Source organism: Stenotrophomonas sp. YJH_SMC_25, from assembly GCF_059369595.1.
In genome coordinates this window covers 619,580-637,534 of sequence record NZ_JCAFSV010000001.1, presented here as the reverse complement: position 1 = coordinate 637,534, position 17,955 = coordinate 619,580, and the positions used below count along the sequence as shown (strand labels likewise).

Annotated in this window: 14 protein-coding genes and 1 riboswitch; of the genes, 5 read left to right on the top strand and 9 right to left on the bottom strand. The window is 67.4% G+C overall.

Annotated features, from left to right (window positions below; all coding sequences use genetic code 11):
- Positions 1 to 216: 216 nt before the first annotated feature.
- From AC5P7E_RS02970 to AC5P7E_RS02955, 4 genes are all read right to left on the bottom strand, one after another.
- Entirely contained in the window at positions 217 to 2,190 is a 1,974-nt protein-coding gene (locus AC5P7E_RS02970; RefSeq protein WP_114619084.1) for an AsmA family protein, read from the bottom strand.
- A gap of 83 nt (positions 2,191 to 2,273) precedes the next feature.
- Positions 2,274 to 2,912, bottom strand: a complete 639-nt coding sequence (gene trhA, locus AC5P7E_RS02965; protein WP_005410682.1) for a PAQR family membrane homeostasis protein TrhA — start codon at positions 2,910 to 2,912, stop codon at positions 2,274 to 2,276.
- Positions 2,913 to 3,072: 160 nt separating this feature from the next.
- Entirely contained in the window at positions 3,073 to 4,677 is a 1,605-nt protein-coding gene (locus AC5P7E_RS02960; RefSeq protein ID WP_005410681.1) for a peptide chain release factor 3, read from the bottom strand.
- Positions 4,678 to 4,743: 66 nt separating this feature from the next.
- The gene (locus AC5P7E_RS02955; RefSeq protein ID WP_024956333.1) at positions 4,744 to 5,625 is read right to left on the bottom strand and encodes a M23 family metallopeptidase; all 882 of its coding nucleotides are present in this window, start codon (positions 5,623 to 5,625) and stop codon (positions 4,744 to 4,746) included.
- Between the two features lie 148 nt (positions 5,626 to 5,773).
- A riboswitch (SAM riboswitch) is annotated at positions 5,774 to 5,892 on the top strand.
- Between the two features lie 77 nt (positions 5,893 to 5,969).
- Here AC5P7E_RS02955 and metX point away from each other — a divergent pair.
- Genes metX through AC5P7E_RS02940 form a run of 3 tightly spaced genes read left to right on the top strand, consistent with a single transcriptional unit; the run spans position 5,970 to position 9,297 of the window.
- Positions 5,970 to 7,001 (top strand): homoserine O-succinyltransferase MetX, encoded by a 1,032-nt coding sequence (metX, locus tag AC5P7E_RS02950; RefSeq protein ID WP_114619085.1) that lies wholly within the window; start codon positions 5,970 to 5,972, stop codon positions 6,999 to 7,001.
- The gene (locus AC5P7E_RS02945) at positions 6,998 to 8,233 is read left to right on the top strand and encodes an O-succinylhomoserine (thiol)-lyase (RefSeq protein ID WP_005410678.1); all 1,236 of its coding nucleotides are present in this window, start codon (positions 6,998 to 7,000) and stop codon (positions 8,231 to 8,233) included. The genes metX and AC5P7E_RS02945 overlap by 4 nt, the downstream gene beginning before the upstream one ends.
- A complete protein-coding gene (locus AC5P7E_RS02940) occupies positions 8,230 to 9,297 on the top strand; it encodes a homoserine dehydrogenase family protein (protein ID WP_495222820.1) in 1,068 nt (355 codons plus the stop codon). The genes AC5P7E_RS02945 and AC5P7E_RS02940 overlap by 4 nt, the downstream gene beginning before the upstream one ends.
- A 105-nt stretch (positions 9,298 to 9,402) precedes the next feature.
- Here AC5P7E_RS02940 and AC5P7E_RS02935 read toward each other — a convergent pair whose 3' ends face one another.
- Both AC5P7E_RS02935 and AC5P7E_RS02930 read right to left on the bottom strand, forming a co-directional pair.
- Positions 9,403 to 10,398, bottom strand: a complete 996-nt coding sequence (locus tag AC5P7E_RS02935; protein ID WP_049461391.1) for an alpha/beta fold hydrolase — start codon at positions 10,396 to 10,398, stop codon at positions 9,403 to 9,405.
- Between the two features lie 217 nt (positions 10,399 to 10,615).
- On the bottom strand, positions 10,616 to 11,998 hold the full coding sequence (locus AC5P7E_RS02930; protein ID WP_005410675.1) for an L-serine ammonia-lyase: 1,383 nt from the start codon (positions 11,996 to 11,998) through the stop codon (positions 10,616 to 10,618).
- 99 nt (positions 11,999 to 12,097) lie between these two features.
- Between AC5P7E_RS02930 and AC5P7E_RS02925 the strand changes: the two genes are divergently transcribed.
- Entirely contained in the window at positions 12,098 to 12,328 is a 231-nt protein-coding gene (locus AC5P7E_RS02925) for a glutaredoxin family protein (RefSeq protein WP_032966073.1), read from the top strand.
- 118 nt (positions 12,329 to 12,446) lie between these two features.
- Here the strand turns inward: AC5P7E_RS02925 and AC5P7E_RS02920 are convergent, their stop codons facing one another.
- Genes AC5P7E_RS02920 through AC5P7E_RS02910 form a run of 3 tightly spaced genes read right to left on the bottom strand, consistent with a single transcriptional unit; the run spans position 12,447 to position 14,238 of the window.
- Entirely contained in the window at positions 12,447 to 13,019 is a 573-nt protein-coding gene (locus tag AC5P7E_RS02920; RefSeq protein ID WP_005414145.1) for a YceI family protein, read from the bottom strand.
- A gap of 3 nt (positions 13,020 to 13,022) precedes the next feature.
- Positions 13,023 to 13,595, bottom strand: coding sequence for a cytochrome b (locus AC5P7E_RS02915; protein ID WP_049396075.1), 573 nt, complete (start codon positions 13,593 to 13,595; stop codon positions 13,023 to 13,025).
- A gap of 10 nt (positions 13,596 to 13,605) precedes the next feature.
- Complete coding sequence (locus AC5P7E_RS02910) at positions 13,606 to 14,238, bottom strand: YceI family protein (RefSeq protein ID WP_049453681.1); 633 nt, start codon at positions 14,236 to 14,238, stop codon at positions 13,606 to 13,608.
- Between the two features lie 164 nt (positions 14,239 to 14,402).
- Here AC5P7E_RS02910 and AC5P7E_RS02905 point away from each other — a divergent pair, with 164 nt between their 5' ends.
- Positions 14,403 to 17,945 (top strand): sensor histidine kinase, encoded by a 3,543-nt coding sequence (locus AC5P7E_RS02905; RefSeq protein WP_114619086.1) that lies wholly within the window; start codon positions 14,403 to 14,405, stop codon positions 17,943 to 17,945.
- The last annotated feature ends 10 nt before the right edge of the window (positions 17,946 to 17,955 follow it).

The following is a 17,955-nucleotide window of genomic DNA, read 5'->3' as shown; positions in this document are numbered from 1 at the left end:
GACGCTGAAAACGGGCTGGTCCCTGCCTAAGGCCAGCCAGGGCGCAAGACCAAAGGCTGCCGGCCAGCGGCCGGCACTACCGTGCCCGTCTCATGGAGGGGCCAAGTCCCTCCATCAACACAGTTGCTACAGGGACGTATTTACGGCGTGTCCTGCCTGTCGCCTTGCTCCGGCTCTACGCGCGGGAAGGGAGGCGCCGCGAACAACGCTGTAACCCTACTTCGCATACTGCCCACCGCAGTTGGCATCCTTGCCCGGCCCCAGTTCAATCGTAGCCAGCAGCGCTGCCGGCGGGGCAATGCTGCCCAGTGCCAGGGCCACCGCGCCGCGAATACCCAACGCCTTGAAGTCAGGGCGGAACGACGGGTCCTTGAACGTGCCGCTGATATGCAACGGTGACCGCAGTACCAGGATGCTCTTGTCCTTCGGGCGCGGTTTCAGCAGCAGGTCCAGGGTTTCGTCGCGCAGGCTGACCGTGCCTTCGCCGATGAGGATGGTATCGGTGGTGTCCACCGCCAGTGCCTGGCTGGTCATCAGGCCGTCCCGCACACCGAAGTCGGCGAAGGCGCAGCGCAGCGGAATCTGCTTGTCACCGGTCACCAGGAACTTCAGTGATTCGGTGATATCCAGCCCGGCCAGTTCCATCACCAGGTTGCCGACATGGCCACGGCCCATCGCCAGCCCGACCTTGCCGCTGCTGCTGCCGAGCATGGCGGCGATCGAGTTGCCGCGCCCGCTCAGGTCCACTTCGCCGCCGATGCCGCCCTTGGCCTGCTCGGCCAGCTTCGCATCCGGGAAAAGCTGGCCCAGCTGCACGCCGCGTACGCTGGCCTTCAATGCGGTGCGAATCTGCGCCTGGCGTGCATCCATGCGGATCGTGCTGCGGATATCGCCGCCGGCCACGCCGAAGTTCAGCGGGTCCAGCCGCAGCACGCCGTCATCCAGCAGCAGGTGCGCGTCCATGTCGTCCAGTGGCAACGAGGGCGCGTTGATGCGGTGGGCCTTCCAGCGCACGTCGGCATCCATCGCACGCAGTTTGCCCAGATTGTAGGGCGTGTCGGGCAATACCCGGCTGCTGGCGGCGATGCGGGCGGCCTGTGCCTTTTGTTCCGCATTCGCGGTTTCGCCGCCGCCGGTCTTCGGTGGCGCTCCCACGAAGCCGGCCAGGTCATCGAAGTCCAGGCGCCTGGATTCCAGTGTCGCGGTCAGCCGTGGACGGTCGCGTCCCACCTCGAACTGCAGGTTGCCAGCGAGGTCGCTGTCACCGACCTTTCCGGTGAAGCTGTCGTAGCGCCAGACGTTGTGGTCGCGCTTCAGCCGTCCGTCCAAGGCGTAGGGCGGTGAGGGCGGGATGGCAATGCCGAGCAGCGGGTACAGGTCCGACAGGTCCTGCCCGCTGAGTGCGAACTGCAGGTCGAACACCCGCAGCTGGAACGGATTGGTCAGCGTGCCACTGGCCACCGCGTGGGTAGCGCCGGCGCGACCGTCGAGGTGGATGCGGAACGGGTGGTCGCTGTCGGTCAGTTCCAGCGGAGATTCGGTGCCACCGCGCAGGGTGAACGGATTGCCCTGCCAGTGGCCTTTGCCCTGCACCAGCAGCGGCGGCGAGGCATCGGCCTGTTTCGGCTGACCGCTGCGCACGCCCACGCGGATGTCGGTGCGGCCCAGTGCATCGATGAACTGCAGCCGACCATCGTCGATGCGCAGGCGTTTGAGCTGCGGGCTTGTGCCGCCGGCGCTGTCACCGAGGAAGTCCCAGTTGCCCGGCTCGCCCTTGCGCGGGGCGGTTTCCAGCAGCACGTCCGGCCGGGTCAGGCGCACCTCGGGCAGCTGCACGCTGCCGCGCAGCAGGGGCCAGACCCGCACGTCGATCTCGACGCGGTCTGCGCTGGCCATATCAGGTTGTTTCGCCCAGCTGGCATTGGCGAAGGTGATCGCATCGGCGCGGATCGTGCTGGTGCGGCCGAGGTCGACATCAAGGTTCCCGATGTGCAGCACTCGGCCGGTGCGTGCCTGCACCGCGCGCTCCACCGGACCCTTGAACCAGTTCCAGTCCCACAACGCGAGCAGTACCAGGATCGCCGCCAGCAGGAAAACCAGGATCGTGAGCCAGCGCCGGCCTCGTGGGCCGGGGCGGCGGAGGCGCCAGCGGGGCGTGCGCCTTGCGGCAGGGGAGGCGGCAGCATTCACGCTGCCATGGTTGCCCCCTGTTCGTGGACAGGGCGCGAAGCGACCATGTGCATGGCGTGCACACGCCGCCCTCGAGCGGCCGTTTACAGCACCTGCATGGTGACCGCGACGAAGTGGCAGACGCTGCCGCCGATCACGAACAGGTGCCAGATGGCATGCGAGTACGGGATCGATTCACGGTGGTAGAAGTAGGTCCCCAGCGTGTACGACAGGCCGCCGGCGAACAGCCAGGTGAGGGTGCCGCCATCGATCGAGGCCCACATCGGCTTGATCGCCACGACCACCAGCCAGCCCATGGCGATGTAGATCACCGTTGAGAGCACCTTGAAACGGCCGGTGTAGAACAGCTTGAACACCACGCCGCCCAGCGCCAGCGCCCAGATCGCGGTGAACAGGCCCCAGCCCCACGGACCGCGCAGGCCGATCAGGGTGAACGGGGTATAGGTGCCCGCGATCAGCACATAGATCGCGCAGTGGTCGAATACCTTCAACCGGCCCTTGGCGACCGGATGCTGGATGGCGTGGTACAGCGTGGAGGCGGTGTACAGCAGCAACAGCGCGATACCGAACACGATCGCGCTGGCCAGCTGCCAGCCGTCGCCGTAGATCGCAGCCAGGGTGATCAACACCGCGCTGGCGGCCAGGGCGAATACCGCGCCCAGGCCATGGGTCAGGGCGCTGGCGATTTCTTCACGGATCGAAGCAATGGACGTCGTGGACATGGCGTAGGCATTGTTCGCGGGGAGGGGGACCCGCACCCCCTTATCATCGCCGCGATGGGCGATGCGTGCACGCCTGTCACCGTATGGTGGGTGAATGCCTGCCTTGCGTTGGCTGGGGTCAGAGCCCTTTCCTGCCGGAAAGGGATCCGACCCCGTGGCATCAGCCCACCGAAACGGTATGGGCCGCTTCGCGGGTGGCCGAGAAACGCACGTCCGGCGAGCGTTCCTGCGCCAGCTGCAGGTTGACCCGGGTCGGTGCCAGGTAGACCAGGTGGCCGGCTGCATCCAGTGCCAGGTTCAGCGCATTCTTCTCGCGGAACTCTTCCAGCTTCTTCTCGTTGCTGCAGTGGACCCAACGCGCGGTGGTCACGCTGACCGGCTCGAAGGTGGCTTCCACGCCGTACTCGTCCTTCAGGCGATAGGCCGCCACGTCGAACTGCAGCACACCCACCGCACCCAGGATCAGGTCGTTGCTGGTCAGAGGGCGGAAGAACTGGGTCGCGCCTTCTTCGGACAGCTGGGCCAGTCCCTTCTGCAGCTGCTTGAGCTTGAGCGGATCGCGCAGGCGCGCGCGGCGGAACAGTTCCGGGGCGAAGTTGGGGATGCCGGTGAAGGTGACCGCTTCGCCTTCGGTAAAGGTATCGCCGATGGAAATGGTGCCGTGGTTGTGGATGCCGATCACATCGCCCGGCCAGGCTTCGGCGGCGATTTCACGATCGCTGGCCATGAAGGTCAGTGCGTTGGCCAGCTTCATTTCCTTGCCGGTGCGCACGTGGAAGGTCTTCATGCCGGCGCTGAAGCGGCCCGAGCAGACCCGCATGAACGCGACGCGGTCGCGGTGCTGCGGGTCCATGTTGGCCTGGATCTTGAACACGAAGCCGGTCAGCTTGTTTTCTTCCGGGGCGATCTCGCGGCCGGTGGTGGAGCGTGCCTGTGGCGACGGCGCATGCTCGACGAAGAAGTCCAGCAGCGGCTGCACGCCGAAGTTGTTCACGCCCGAGCCGAAGAACACCGGGGTCTGCTTGCCGGCGCGGTAGGCCTCCAGGTCGAACGGATGGCTGGCGCCCTGCACCAGTTCCAGCTCGTCGCGCAGGTCGGCCAGCATCTGCGCACCGATCTTCTCGGCCAGGCCGGGGGCATCGATGGACGGGAAGATGGTCGAGTCCTGGCGGGTGAAGTTGCGGCCCGGCTCGTACAGGTGCACTTCGCCAGTCAGCAGGTGGACCACGCCCTTCAGGCGCTGGCCCATGCCGATCGGCCAGGTGACCGGCGCGCACTGGATGCCCAGCACGGTTTCCACTTCATCCAGCAGCTCGATCGGGTCCTTGCCCTCGCGGTCGAGCTTGTTGATGAAGGTCATGATCGGGGTATCGCGCAGACGGCACACTTCCATCAGCTTGATGGTGCGCTCTTCCACGCCCTTGGCCACGTCGATCACCATCAGCGCCGAGTCCACCGCAGTCAGCACGCGGTAGGTGTCCTCGCCGAAGTCGGCGTGGCCGGGGGTGTCGAGCAGGTTGACGATCTTGTCTTCATACGGGAACTGCATCACCGAAGAGGTGACGGAGATGCCGCGTTCCTTTTCCAATGCCATCCAGTCGGAGGTGGCGTGGCGGGCGGCCTTGCGGCCCTTGACCGAACCGGCCATCTGGATCGCGCCTCCGAACAGCAGCAGCTTTTCGGTCAGCGTGGTCTTGCCGGCGTCAGGGTGGGAAATGATGGCGAAGGTGCGGCGACGCGACGCTTCGTTGGCGACTTCGGACATGGCATTGGCGCCCGCCCGGGGCGCTTTTCAAAGAGATAAGCGCCCGATTATACCGGCCGGGGCCGTTCAGCGCCCGATGCCGCCCTCGGCCTCGCCCTGGCGGGCGAACTGCAGCTGGCCCTGCTCGGCGAAGATGCGTGCCGGCACCGAACGCAGGCCCATGCCGCGGTTGACCTGCACCACGAAGTGCAGGTGCGGTGCGCTGCTGAAGCCGCTGTTGCCGGACAGGCCGATGGGCTGCCCGGCGCCCACCGCCTGGCCGCGACGCACGCGCATGCCGCCGGCCTGCAGGTGGCCGTACAGGGCCATGCTGCCGTCGCTGTGCAGCACGCGGATGAAGTTGGCGCGGGCACCATCACGTTCGCGGTCCTGGCCGTTGCCTCGGAAGCCATCCTGGATCTGCATCACCGTGCCCTCGCGCGCGGCCAGCACCAGCGTGCCCTCCGGCAGTGCGAAGTCGACCGCGTCGCGGTTCTCCTCGTCGTCATGGCTGAACCGGCCCTGCGGCGCCTGGTCCACGCGCGGGCGTGCATCATCGAAGGGCAGGCGGTAGGCCACATCCTCGGCCTGTGCGGCGGGGTTGCCTGGTACCGACTGCAGGCGCAGGTCCAGCATCCGGCCGTTGACCGGCGCGGGGAGGTGGCCGACGACCAGACTGCTGTCGCCCTGTATCAGTGACTGCACCGGCAAGCCGTCGACCGGGTGCCCCGGGGCGGCGCGCAGTTCGATCTGCAACGGCCCGGCCAGTGTGTTGTCGATCCGGGCCTGCCACTGTTCGCCGATCGACTGCAGGCGCAGCTGGGCCATCGGAAGGGGGGCCTTTGCGTCGGCGCTGGCGGGGGCAGGCGCCTTCGGCAGCATCCCCCAGCCCTGGCGCCAGTCGCTGGCGCCGGCAGAGGCGCTGGCCAGCAGCGGCAGGAGCAGGCAGGTCAAGGGCAGGCGTGGCATCAGCGGATTCAGGAAAACGGACCGTCCGGACTGTACCCGATCCTGAACGGAGCGACCGCGACGCCTCTCGCATACCTGTTGCGAAAATATTCATCGCTTTATCCGCATGAAGGGATTGACAGCGCCCGGAAGCGCTGGCATCGTGGCCTCACCATCGAGACCGGCAGAGGGACAGGCCCTTTGAAGCCGGGGCAGCCCGCGGATGCGAAAGCGTTCGCGTAGGTGCCAAATCCTGCGGGGACCGTGGCGTCCACCGAAAGATGGTTCGATCCATGCACCGCACGTGCATCTCGAACGCGAGCCCCGCGAAGGCTCGATGGCCGATTCCCCAACCGGATCCCGCCATGAGCTTCGCTGCCAGTACCGCCGTTCGCCCCGAACCCTTTGTCCCCGTCAGCGTGCCGGTCGAAGACCGCGTGCATGCCGAGCGCGGTGAGTTCGCCGCGGTGCTGTCGATGCGTCACGCTGGCCCCTGCCCGGTGCGCCTGCGCTATGAGTGGGTCGGCCCGGCCAATGCGCCGGTGGTGGTGCTGGCCGGCGGCATTTCCGCCCATCGCCATGTGGCGTCCAACGCACAGTTCAGCGAGAAGGGCTGGGCCGAAGACCTGGTCGGCAGTGGTCGCACGCTGGATCCGCAGCAGTTGCGCGTACTGGCGTTCGACTTCATCGGGGCCGACGGCGCGTTGGACGTGCCGATCGATACCGCTGACCAGGCCGATGCGCTGGCACTGCTGCTGGATCATCTGGGTATCCGCACGCTGAAGGCCTTCGTCGGCTACTCGTATGGCGCGCTGGTCGGCCAGCAGTTCGCGATCCGTCATCGAGCCCGGGTGCGCCAGCTGGTGCTGGCCAGCGGCGCGCATCGTCCGCACCCGTATGCCGCGGCCTGGCGCGCACTGCAGCGCCGCGCCGTTGCCCTCGGCCAACTGCAGTGCGGCGAAGACCACGGCCTGGCGCTGGCCCGGCAGTTCGCCATGCTCAGCTACCGCACCCCGGAAGAGTTCGGCGAGCGCTTCGACGCCGCGCCGGAAGTGATCAACGGCCGCGTGCGGGTCGCCGCCGAGGACTATCTGGACGCCGCCGGCGCGCAGTACGTCGCGCGCACGCCGGTGACCGCCTACCTGCGCCTGTCCGAATCGATCGACCTGCACCGCGTGGACCCCGCGGCCATCCTGCCGCCGACCGTGGTGGTCGCGGTGGAGGGTGACCGCCTGGTGCCGCTGGCCGACCTGGTCGGCCTGGTCGAGGGGCTGGGGCCGCGCGGAAGCCTGCGCGTGCTGCGCTCGCCCTATGGCCACGACGCCTTCCTCAAAGAAACCGATCGCATCGACGCGATCCTCGCCACCGCCTTCCGCACCTCTGGAGAGTCCGCATGAGCCTGCACGCCAACGAGCCGTCCTGTAGCCGCACCACTGCCGCCGTCCGTGCCGGCATCGATCGGGACACCGCGCATGGCGCGGTCACGCCGCCGATCGTGCTGTCGTCGAACTTCAGTTTTGAAGGCTTCGGCAACAAGCGCCAGTACGACTACACGCGCAGTGGCAACCCGACCCGCGATCTGTTGGGTGAAGCGCTGGCCGAGCTGGAAGGCGGTGCGGGCGGCGTGATCACCGCCACCGGCATGGGCGCGATCAACCTGGTGCTGAACGCGCTGCTTCAGCCGGGCGATACCCTGGTCGTGCCGCACGACGCGTACGGTGGCAGCTGGCGTCTGTTCAATGCGCTGGCGAAGAAGGGCCATTTCGAACTGGTCACCGCCGACCTGACCGATCCGCGCGCGCTGTCGCAGGCGCTGGCCACCCAGCCGAAGCTGGTGCTGGTGGAAACGCCGTCCAATCCGCTGCTGCGCATCACCGACCTGCGCTTCGTCATCGATGCCGCGCACAAGGCAGGTGCTCTGGTTGTGGTCGACAACACCTTCCTGTCGCCGGCCCTGCAGCAACCACTGTCGTTCGGGGCGGATCTGGTGCTGCATTCCACCACCAAGTACATCAACGGCCACAGCGACGTGGTGGGTGGTGCGGTCGTCGCGCGCGATCCGGCACTGCATGAGCAGCTGGTGTGGTGGGGCAACGCGCTGGGCCTGACGGGTTCGCCGTTTGATGCCTTCCTGACCCTGCGCGGCCTGCGCACGCTGGATGCGCGCCTGCGCGTGCATCAGGAGAACACCACGTCGATCGTTGCGCTGCTGGACCAGCATCCGGCGGTCGGCCGCGTCTATTATCCGGGCCTGGCCGATCACCCGGGCCATTCCATCGCTGCTCGCCAGCAGAGTGGCTTCGGCGCGATGCTGTCGTTCGAACTGGCGCACTGCGCGGGTGATGATCCGCACGCGGCGGTGCGCGCGTTCGTCGATGGCCTGCGCTGTTTCACCCTGGCCGAATCGCTGGGCGGCGTCGAAAGCCTGATCGCGCACCCCGCCACCATGACCCATGCGGCGATGACCGCCGAAGCGCGTGCCGCGGCCGGCATCAGCGAAGGCCTGCTGCGCCTGTCGGTTGGCATCGAGGCCGAGCGTGACCTGTTGGCCGATCTCGGCGCCGCGCTGCAGCGTGCCGAAGCGGTGATTGATGCGGCTGCGCGCCGCAAACAGGTGGTGGATGCATGAGCGCGCTTGCCGCAGAAATTCCTGCTCTGGGCGTGGGACGCCTGGCGCTGCTGGGCACCGGCACGGTCGGCTCGGCCTTCGTACAGCGTTACCAGGCATTGCGGGCGCGTGGGCTGGAACTGCCCAGCGTGCAGTGGCTGGCCAATTCACGCACTGCGCTGGAGATCGATCGTGACCTGGCCTTGCCGCTGGAACTGGCACGGCGTGCACCGCGCGATGGCCAGAGTTCGCCACCGTGGGCGAGTGCCGAAGGACTGGAGCGTGGCGACGTGGTGGTCGACGCCACCGCCAGTGAAGACGTGGCCGCGCGCCACGTGCAGTGGCTGGCGCGGGGCGTGCATGTGGTGACCGCCAACAAGCTGGGACGTGGTGCGCAGCTGGCCCGCGCGCAGGCCATTGCGGAAAGCTGTGCCGACAGTGGCGCACGCTATGGCGACAGCGCGACGGTGGGCGCGGGCCTGCCGCTGTTGAGCAGCCTGCGTGCACTGGTGGCCGGTGGCGATCACATCCATGCCATCGAAGGCGTGCTGTCCGGTTCGCTGGCGTGGCTGTTCCATCGTTATGACGGCCAGTCGCCGTTCTCGGCGGCGGTGCGCGAGGCGCTGGCTGCCGGCTACACCGAGCCCGATCCGCGCCTGGACCTTTCCGGTGAAGACGTGCGCCGCAAGCTGCTGATCCTGGCGCGCAGCAGCGGGCTGGCGCTGGATGCGTCGCAGGTACAGGTGGATTCACTGGTGCCTGAAGCGCTGGCAGCGCTGCCGCTGGAGGATGCGGTGGCGGCGCTCGAGCAGCTGGATGCGCCGTTGCGGGCGCGCTGGCAGCAGGCGCATGACAATGGCCGCGTGCTGCGTTTCGTTGGCCGTGTCGATGGCGAGGGTGCGCAGGTGGGCCTGCGTGAGTTGCCTGCCGATCACCCGTTGGCGCAGGGCGCGGCCACCGACAACCGCGTGGCCATCCACAGTGACCGCTATCGGCGCCAACCGCTGTTGATCCAGGGCCCGGGCGCGGGCGCGGAAGTCACCGCCGCCGCGCTGCTGGATGACGTGCTGCGGATCGTCGGCTGATCGCACTGCTTCTGTAGAGCCGAGCCCATGCTCGGCTGCTACTGGCGAGATCCCTCTTGCTGGATAAGCCGAGCATGGCTCGACTCTACAGGGGAGGGCTGCCGTTCAATGCGCCTTCAATGCCTTCAGCAACGCCGCGTTGAACTGCTTCGGGTCCTGCACCTGCGGCGAATGGCCCAGTTCGGCGAACTCGATCAGCGTCGCGCCGGGAATCGCCGCGGCTGCCGCCTTCCCGAGCACCGGATAGTTGCCCAGCGTCGCCTTCACCGCTGGTGGCGCCAGGTCGCGACCGATCGCGGTGCGGTCCTTCTGGCCGATGAACAGCGTGGTCGGCACCTGAACATTCTTGAGTTCGTAGACCACCGGCTGGTTGAACACCATGTCCGAGGCCAGCGCCTGGCTCCATGCAACGGCCTGCTTGCCCTGGCCTTCGTACATGCCCGACTGCATCCGCGCCCACGGTTCATATGCCGGCTTCCATTTGCCGTCGTAGTACACATCCAGCTGGTAGCGGCGGATGCTGTCATAGCTGATGTTCATTTCGCCGGCGTACCACGCGTCCACGCTGCGCCAGGGAACACCCAGCGCCTTCCAGTCTTCCAGCCCGATCGGGTTGACCAGTGACAGGCTGCGCAGGTCCTGCGGGAACATCAGCGCGTAGCGCACCGCCAGCATGCCGCCCATCGAATGACCGACCAGGTGCACCGGGACGTCACCCAGTCGCAGCTGTTGCAGCAGGGCATGGGTGTTGGCGGCCAGCTGCGCGAACGAATACTGGTAACGCTCGGGCTTGCTGGATTTGCAGAAGCCCACCTGGTCCGGGGCGATCACCCGATAGCCGGCGGCAACCAGTGGCTTGATCGATTCCTTCCAGGTGGCGGCACAGAAGTTCTTGCCGTGCAGCAGCACCACCACGCCGATGGGTGCCTTCTTCGGCGCGATGTCGAGGTAGGCCATTTCCAGCGGCTGCCGCTGCGATTCCAGCGCGAAGGTCTTCACCGGATAGCCGTAGTCGAAACCCTCCAGCCGCGGCCCGTAAGTGGGCGCGGCCAGCGCAGGCAGTGGAAGGCAGGCAAGCAGGGCGGCAGCGATCACGCGCATGGGGCGGTCCTGGATAGGGGAGCCCCGAGCCTAACCGGAACGCAGTGACGGTGTCGTCCGACCGGGCAAGGGCGACTGGGTAGAGTCGACTGGGTAGAGTCGACTGTTAGTCGACTACCTTCCCCACAACGAGCGAAAATCCCGCGCTGCGCGCGATAGTCGACCAACGGTCGACTCTACCTGTGGCCCGGCGCCATCGCGCCGGGACCGGTCGACCTCAACACTCGATGACGTTCACCGCCAGGCCACCGCGGCTGGTTTCCTTGTACTTGTCCTGCATGTCGCGGCCGGTATCGCGCATGGTCTTGATCACCTTGTCCAGCGACACCTTGTGCTTGCCGTCGCCGCGCATCGCCATGCGCGAGGCATTGATCGCCTTCACCGCGCCCATCGCATTGCGCTCGATGCAGGGGATCTGCACCAGCCCGCCGATCGGATCACAGGTCAGGCCGAGGTTGTGTTCCATGCCGATTTCCGCGGCATTCTCGATCTGGCTCGGGTTGCCACCCAGCGCTGCGACCAGGCCACCGGCCGCCATCGAGCAGGCCACGCCCACTTCGCCCTGGCAGCCCACTTCGGCGCCGGAGATCGAGGCGTTTTCCTTGTACAGGATGCCGATCGCTGCCGAGGTCAGCAGGAAGTCGAATACGCGCTGTTCGTTGGCGCCGGGGCAGAAACGGTCGAAGTAATGCAGCACCGCCGGCAGCACGCCGGCAGCGCCGTTGGTCGGCGCAGTCACCACGCGACCACCGGCGGCGTTCTCTTCGTTCACCGCCAGCGCGTACAGGTTGACCCAGTCCAGCGTGGTCAGCGGATCGCGCATCGCTGCTTCCGGCTTCGACGACAGCTCGCGGTACAGCGCCGGTGCACGACGGCCGACCTTCAGGCCACCCGGCAGCACGCCTTCCTCGCGGATGCCGCGCGCCACGCACGACTGCATCGCACTCCAGATCTCGCGCAGGTTGGCGCGGATCTCGTCTTCGCTGCGCCAGCACTTCTCGTTCTCGAACATCAGCTGGGCAATGCTCAGGCCGCTGCGCGCGGTCTGCGCCAGCAGCTCGTCGCCGCTCTTGAACGGGTAGGGTAGCGGGGTTTCGTCGGGCACGATGCGGTCATCGGCCGCGTCGTCCTGGTTGACCACGAAGCCGCCACCGACCGAGTAATAGTCGCGGGTGGCGATCACCTCGTCCTCGGCGTTGTACGCGGTGAAACGCATGCCGTTGGTGTGGTACGGCAGCTTCTGGCGCTTGTTCATGCCGAGGTCGCGCTTCTCGTCGAAGGCGATCTCGTGCTGGCCCATCAGCTGGATGCGCTTGCTGCTGCGGATACGCTCCAGGGTGGCCGGGATGATGTCCGGGTCGATCAGGTTCGGCCGCTGGCCTTCCAGGCCCAGCAGGATCGCCTTGTCGGTGCCATGGCCGCGGCCGGTCAGCGCCAGCGAGCCATAGACATCGGCGCGGATGCGCGCGACTTCGTTCAGGCGACCCGGGTCAAGCAGCCAGCGATGGATGAATCGCTCGGCGGCCTTCATCGGCCCGACGGTGTGCGAGGAGCTCGGGCCAATGCCGATCTTGAAAACGTCGAACGTGCTGACAGCCATGGTTGCCGTACTGCGGGTACCGGAGGAGACCGCTATTCTAGCGGTTCATGCCGCACTTCCATGGCTGCGGCGCAGCATTTCGGCAAAGGGAGCAAACCGGTGTTGACCCTGTTCCAGCGCGATGACTGCCACCTGTGCGACATGGCCCTGGCCGAGCTGGCCAAGGCGCGGGCACCGGAGTTCGAATCGGTGTTCCTGGATGACCAGCCTGCGCTGGAAGCGCGCTACGGCGCGCGGGTGCCGGTGCTGCGTGACGAGACTGGTGGTCGTGAGCTGGACTGGCCGTTCGACGCGGCCACGGTCCAGGCCTGGCTGGCCGACGTTCGGTAGTGCCGGCCGTTGGCCGGCAACCCCGCGATGCCCAGTGATGCCGGCCAGCGGCCGGCACTACCAGAGGCATTGCCATGTCCGGTGATGCCGGCCAGCGGCCGGCACTACCAGAGGCGGATTATTTCGCGTCGAACTTCACGATCGTGCTGATCGCGGTTTCGTCCGGGATGGTCTTGGTGTCGGCCCAGTCGCCGCCGCCGACGCCGAAGTCCAGGCGCTTGACCGTGGCCTTGCCGGTCAGCACCGGCTGGGTGCCCGGCTTCCAGGTGAAGGTGAGGGTGACCGGCTTGCTGACGCCTCGCAGTTCCAGTGTGCCATCGGCGGCGAACTGGTCATTGCCCACCGCGCGGAAGCCCTTGGCGGTGTAGCGTGCGGTGGCGAACTTGCCAACATTGAAGAAGTCGGCGGTCTGCAGGGTCGAGTCACGGTCGCTGTTGCCGCTCTTGGCGCCGGCCAGCGGGATCACCACGTCCAGCGAACCGGCGGCAGGATTGGCCGGGTCGAAGCTGAGCTTGGTGGCAAAGCCCGGGAAGCTGCCGGTGAACACTTCGCCGTCGTACTTGGTGGCGAACACCAGGATCGAGCCGGCGCCGGGCGCCTGTGCGTAGTCGGCGGCGAACACCGGGGTGGTGGCCAGCATGCCGGCCAGGGCGGCGGCCACGGCGGCCGGAGTGGTCAGTTTCAGGTTCATCGGTCAGTCCTTCTGAGGGGAGGCAAGCCAGCCGCGCGGCAACATGCGGGACAAGGTCGCATCGCGCTGGAACAGGTGGTGGTAGAAGGCAGCGCCGGCATGGGCCAGCACCACCGCGATCAACAGCCAGAAGCCGTACTCGTGGATGGCATGCGATACCGCGACCACCTGCGGGTCGGGAGCGCTCAGCTTGGGCACGTCGACCAGGCCGAACCAGCGGAACGGGCGCAGGCCGCTGGCCGAGTCGTACAGCCAGCCCGACAGCGGGATGGCGAACATCAGCACGTAGAGCAGCACGTGGGTGGCACTGGCGATGCGTTCCTGCCAGCTGGGCACGCCCGGCACCGGCTTGGGGGCACCGGCATACAGGCGCCAGCCGAGGCGGAAGAGCACGAGCGCCAGCACGGTGATGCCGATCGACTTGTGCGCGGTATAGACCCAGAAATACTTGGGGGTCTTGGGCAGTTCGCCCATGGTCAGGCCGACCACGCCCAGGGCGAGGATCAGCAATGCGATCAACCAATGCAGGATCTGGCTGACACTCCCCCAGGCGGCGGGGGTGTTCTTGGCGGTCATGAAGGGTCCTCTAGGGGGCCGTCTTGGGGTCGGAGTGTGGAACGGGAGCGGGAGTTCCCGGGGCGTCGCTGCGGTCGAGGGTGGCTTCGGCCTCGATCCTCAGCTGTACTGCATCACCGATGACGCCCGGCCAGGCGGTGATGCCGAACGCGCGCCGGCTCAGCGTGGTGCTGGCGGAAAAACCGGCGGTGCGTCGGAACGGGGGGAGGGGGTAGCGCTTGATGGCGTTGAGGGTCACGTCCAGCGTGATCTCCTGGCTGACCCCGCGCAGGGTCAGGGTGCCGATCACGCGGGCGCGCTTGGCATCGATCGGTTCGACCCGGCTGGAGACGAAATGTGCCTTCGGGAAACGCTCGCCATCCAGAAGGCTGCGGGCCAGCGTGGCCTGGTTCCATTTGGCATCGCCAAGGTCCAATCGCGACACGGGGACCTCGACATCCAGTGTGGCCTCGCGCCAGTTGTCGGGATCGAACTGCAGCCGGCCCTCACTGCCGGAGACCGTGCCCATCGCCTGCGAGTAGCCCGCGTGGTCGATGCTGAACAGCACACGCGTGTGCACCGGATCGAGGCGATAGGTATCTGCATCCGCCCAGGCGGGAGCGGTGGCGAGCAGCATCGGCAGCAGGGCCAGGCAGGGACGCATCGATGGCGGGCTCCGGAAGGGGGACGCTGTGATCATACGCACAGGCCCCTGCCAAGGATGCGTGCATGGCTGCAACAGTTCGTGGTGGTCCTGCCCCGGCAACAGGCTGTTGCAGCCATGACCCCGGCCCTGTGTGACAATCGGGACAGGACAGGGGGTTCAGGATGACGAGCAGCTGGCGCCTGTGGTGCCTGGGCATCGCGGCAACGGGGCTGCTGCTGTTGGCGTCTGCCACGGCGGCTGCAGCCCTGAACATGGCAGAAACACCACGCCTGCGGCGCTTCGGTGCCGCCGAAGGCATGCCTTCGCGCATGGTGCTGGCGCTGGCCGAAGACCGCCAGGGCCATGTCTGGGCCGCAACCGATGGCGGCCTGGTGCGTTACGACGGCAGCTCGCTGCGGGTCTGGGAACATGATCCGGAACAGCCCGGCTCGTTGCCCGGCAACGAGATCGAGACCCTGCTGGTCGATCCGCTGGACCGCGTGTGGGTGGGCATCAATGGCAAGGGCGTGGCCCGCCTGGATGCCGACCGCGAACGGTTCAAGACCTTCGATGCAGTCAATGGTCCGTGCCTGGGCCAGTTCTGGACGCTGGCCTACGCCGGGGATGCGTTGTGGATCGGCACCAGCAGCCAGGGTATCTGCCGGTTCGGGGAGGACGGCAGCCTGCGTTTCTTCAAGCACGACCCGGCCCGTGCCGACGGCCTGCCCAGCAACACCATCTACAGCAGCCTGGTGGATGCGCGGGGGCGCCTGTGGATCGGGACCGAGGCCGGCGTCGCACGCTGGAACGGCCGTGACTTCGAGCCTGTGGCGCCGCACGCGCTGGGCGCATTGAGCGTGCTGCGGATGAGCCGCGATCCGGATGGCTCGATCTGGGTCGGCAGCCAGAACGATGGCCTGTACCGCATCGACGCGCAGGACCGGGTCAGTCGTCCGCGCTGGAGCGACAGCGCCCGCCTGCGCTCGGCGCTGGTGCTGGCCGATCGCCAGGGCGGCTACTGGGCGGGCACGTCCGACGGCCTGCTGCGAGGCGACGCAAGTGCGCTGTGGCGGCTCGATGGCGACCGCGGCAGTGGTTTCCTCACTGCACAGAGCGGTGTGCTCGATCTGCTGCAGGACCATGAGGGCGGACTGTGGGTGGCCCTGCTGACCCAGGGGCTGGCCTATCTGCCGCCGGACTGGCGCCGCTTCTCGATCTGGAACCAGCTCGATGGCAAGCCGCTGGACAGCCAGTACCTGCTGGGCGCGGCCAGTGATGGCCAGAACTACTACGTGGGTTCGGCGCACGGCGTGTATCAGCTGGACGCGCATGGCACGTTGCGCCTGCTGGCCAGCGACCGCGAGATCGGCAGCGGTGCGGTGTGGTCGGTACTGCCGCGGTCGGACGGGCGCCTGTGGCTGGGGCGTGCCGGCCGCATCAGCGTGTATGACCCGGCCACCCGCGCGCTGCACGACTGGCACATCGGTGGAGGCGCCGATCTGCGCCAGCGCATCGACTTGATGCGGCAGGCACCCGATGGCACGGTCTGGCTTTCGGTGATGAACCTGGGCCTGCAGCAGCGCAGTGCGGAGGGCCGGGTGCTGCGCAGCTATCCTCTCGACGATTTCCGCAAGGCGGCCGACTCACCCATCGAGCAGATCCGCTTCGATGCCCATGGCAAGGCATGGGTGATGGGCGATATGGGCATCTGGCGTGAGCAGGCCGGTCGCTTCGAAGCGGTGCCGGGGGTCTCGCGCGGGCTGATCTACGACCTGGTGTGGGTGGATCCGCAGCAGTTGTGGCTGGCCCGCCAGGGCGCGCTGGAGCGCTACCAGTGGGATGGCATGAGCCTGCGCCTGATCCAGCGCATTGATGGAAGCGCCGGTGTGCCGCCGGTCAGCATGGGGGGCCTGGCATTGGCCGACAATGGCCGGGTGTGGGCGACCACGCCGCGCGGCCTGCTGCGCTGGGACCCGAAAGCACGACGCCTGCAGTTGTTCAATGAACGCGATGGCCTGTCCGATGCCGAGTTCACCAGCCGGCCGCCAGCGGTGAATGCCGATGGTCGCGTTCTGGCCGTCGCCCAGACCGGCCTGGTTGCATTCGACGTGAATGCCGACGACGTGGTGCTGCCCGGGTCGTCGCTGGTGATTGCCGAGGTGCGCGTGCGCCGCGACGATGCACGCGGCTGGCAGCCGCTGCCGAACACCGGCACCCTGCTGCTGGGACCGGATGATCGCGACCTGCAGATCGATGCACGGTTGTTGTCGTATGCCAATCCCCAGGGCAACCGCTACCGCTTCCGGGTACGCGGGTATGACCAGAACTGGGTGGAGCAGGGCGGCGACGGCCAGCGCACGCTGTCGCGACTGCCGACCGGCAGCTACGTCATCGAAGTGCAGGCGGCCACCGCCAATGGTGCATGGACGCCTTCGCAGCAGCTGCAGGTGAAGGTGCTGCCACCCTGGTGGCGCAGCGGCATGGCGATCTTCGGCTACATCCTGATCGGTTCGCTGCTGCTGCTCGTCCTGGTCTGGTCGATCCGTGCGCGCCTGCGCCGTCGCCAGCAATGGCAGCTGACCGTGCACAAGCAGGAGCTGGCCGAACAGGCCTCGCAGGCCAAGAGCCGGTTCCTGGCCACGCTGGGGCATGAAGTCCGCACGCCGATGACCGGCGTGCTTGGCATGAGCGAGTTGCTGCTGGCCACACCGCTGGACCCGGTGCAGCGCAGCTATGCCGGCTCCATCCAGCAGGCCGGCAGCCATCTGCTGCGGTTGGTCAACGATGCGCTGGACCTCGCGCGCATCGAAGCCGGTCGACTGGAGCTGGATCTGCGTCCGTTCGACCTGGCCGGCCTGCTCGACCAGGTGCAGGCGCTGATGCAGCCCATGGCGAAACAGCGCAAGCTGGATTTCCAGCGTGGCGACGATCCGCCCGGCCCGATCAGCGTCAGTGGCGACGAGATGCGCGTGCGGCAGATCCTGCTCAACCTGCTGGCCAATGCCATCAAGTTCACCGAGCGCGGTCATGTCGGCCTGGCCGTGTACCTGGAAGAGAACGGCGGCGGTCTCTGCTTCGAAGTGCACGACAGTGGTCCGGGTATCAATGCCGAGCAGCAGGAGCGGCTGTTCCACCGATTCGAACAGGCGGAGGGGCCGCGCACGGCCTCGCGCTATGGTGGAAGCGGGCTGGGCCTGGCGATCTGCCAGGAGCTGGCCGTGGCGATGGGCGGGCGCATTGAAGTGGACAGCCAGCCAGGCAAGGGCGCGCGTTTCCGGGTGCGGTTGCCGCTGCCCTGGACCCGGCAGGCAGCCGCCACGGGCGAAGCGCCGGCACTGCCGATGCTGCCGCCACTGCGCATCCTGCTGGTGGAGGACGATGCCACCGTGGCCGAGGTCATCGCCGGCCTGCTGCGCAGCCGCGGCCATGAGGTGGTGCATGTGCTGCATGGCCTGGGGGCTTTGTCGGAGATCGCTACCGACGGCTTCGATGTCGGCCTGCTCGATCTCGACCTGCCTGCGCTGGACGGCACTGCGATCGCCCGCCAGCTGCGCACCCTGGGCTACGAACTGCCACTGGTGGCGGTGACCGCCCGCTCCGATGCGTATGCCGAATCGCAGGTGCTCGCTGCCGGTTTCGATGGTTTCCTGCGCAAGCCGGTGACCGGCGACATGCTGGTGGCAGCGATCATCCAGGCTCGCGCCAAACGACAGACCACAACTTGAAAACGTCGAC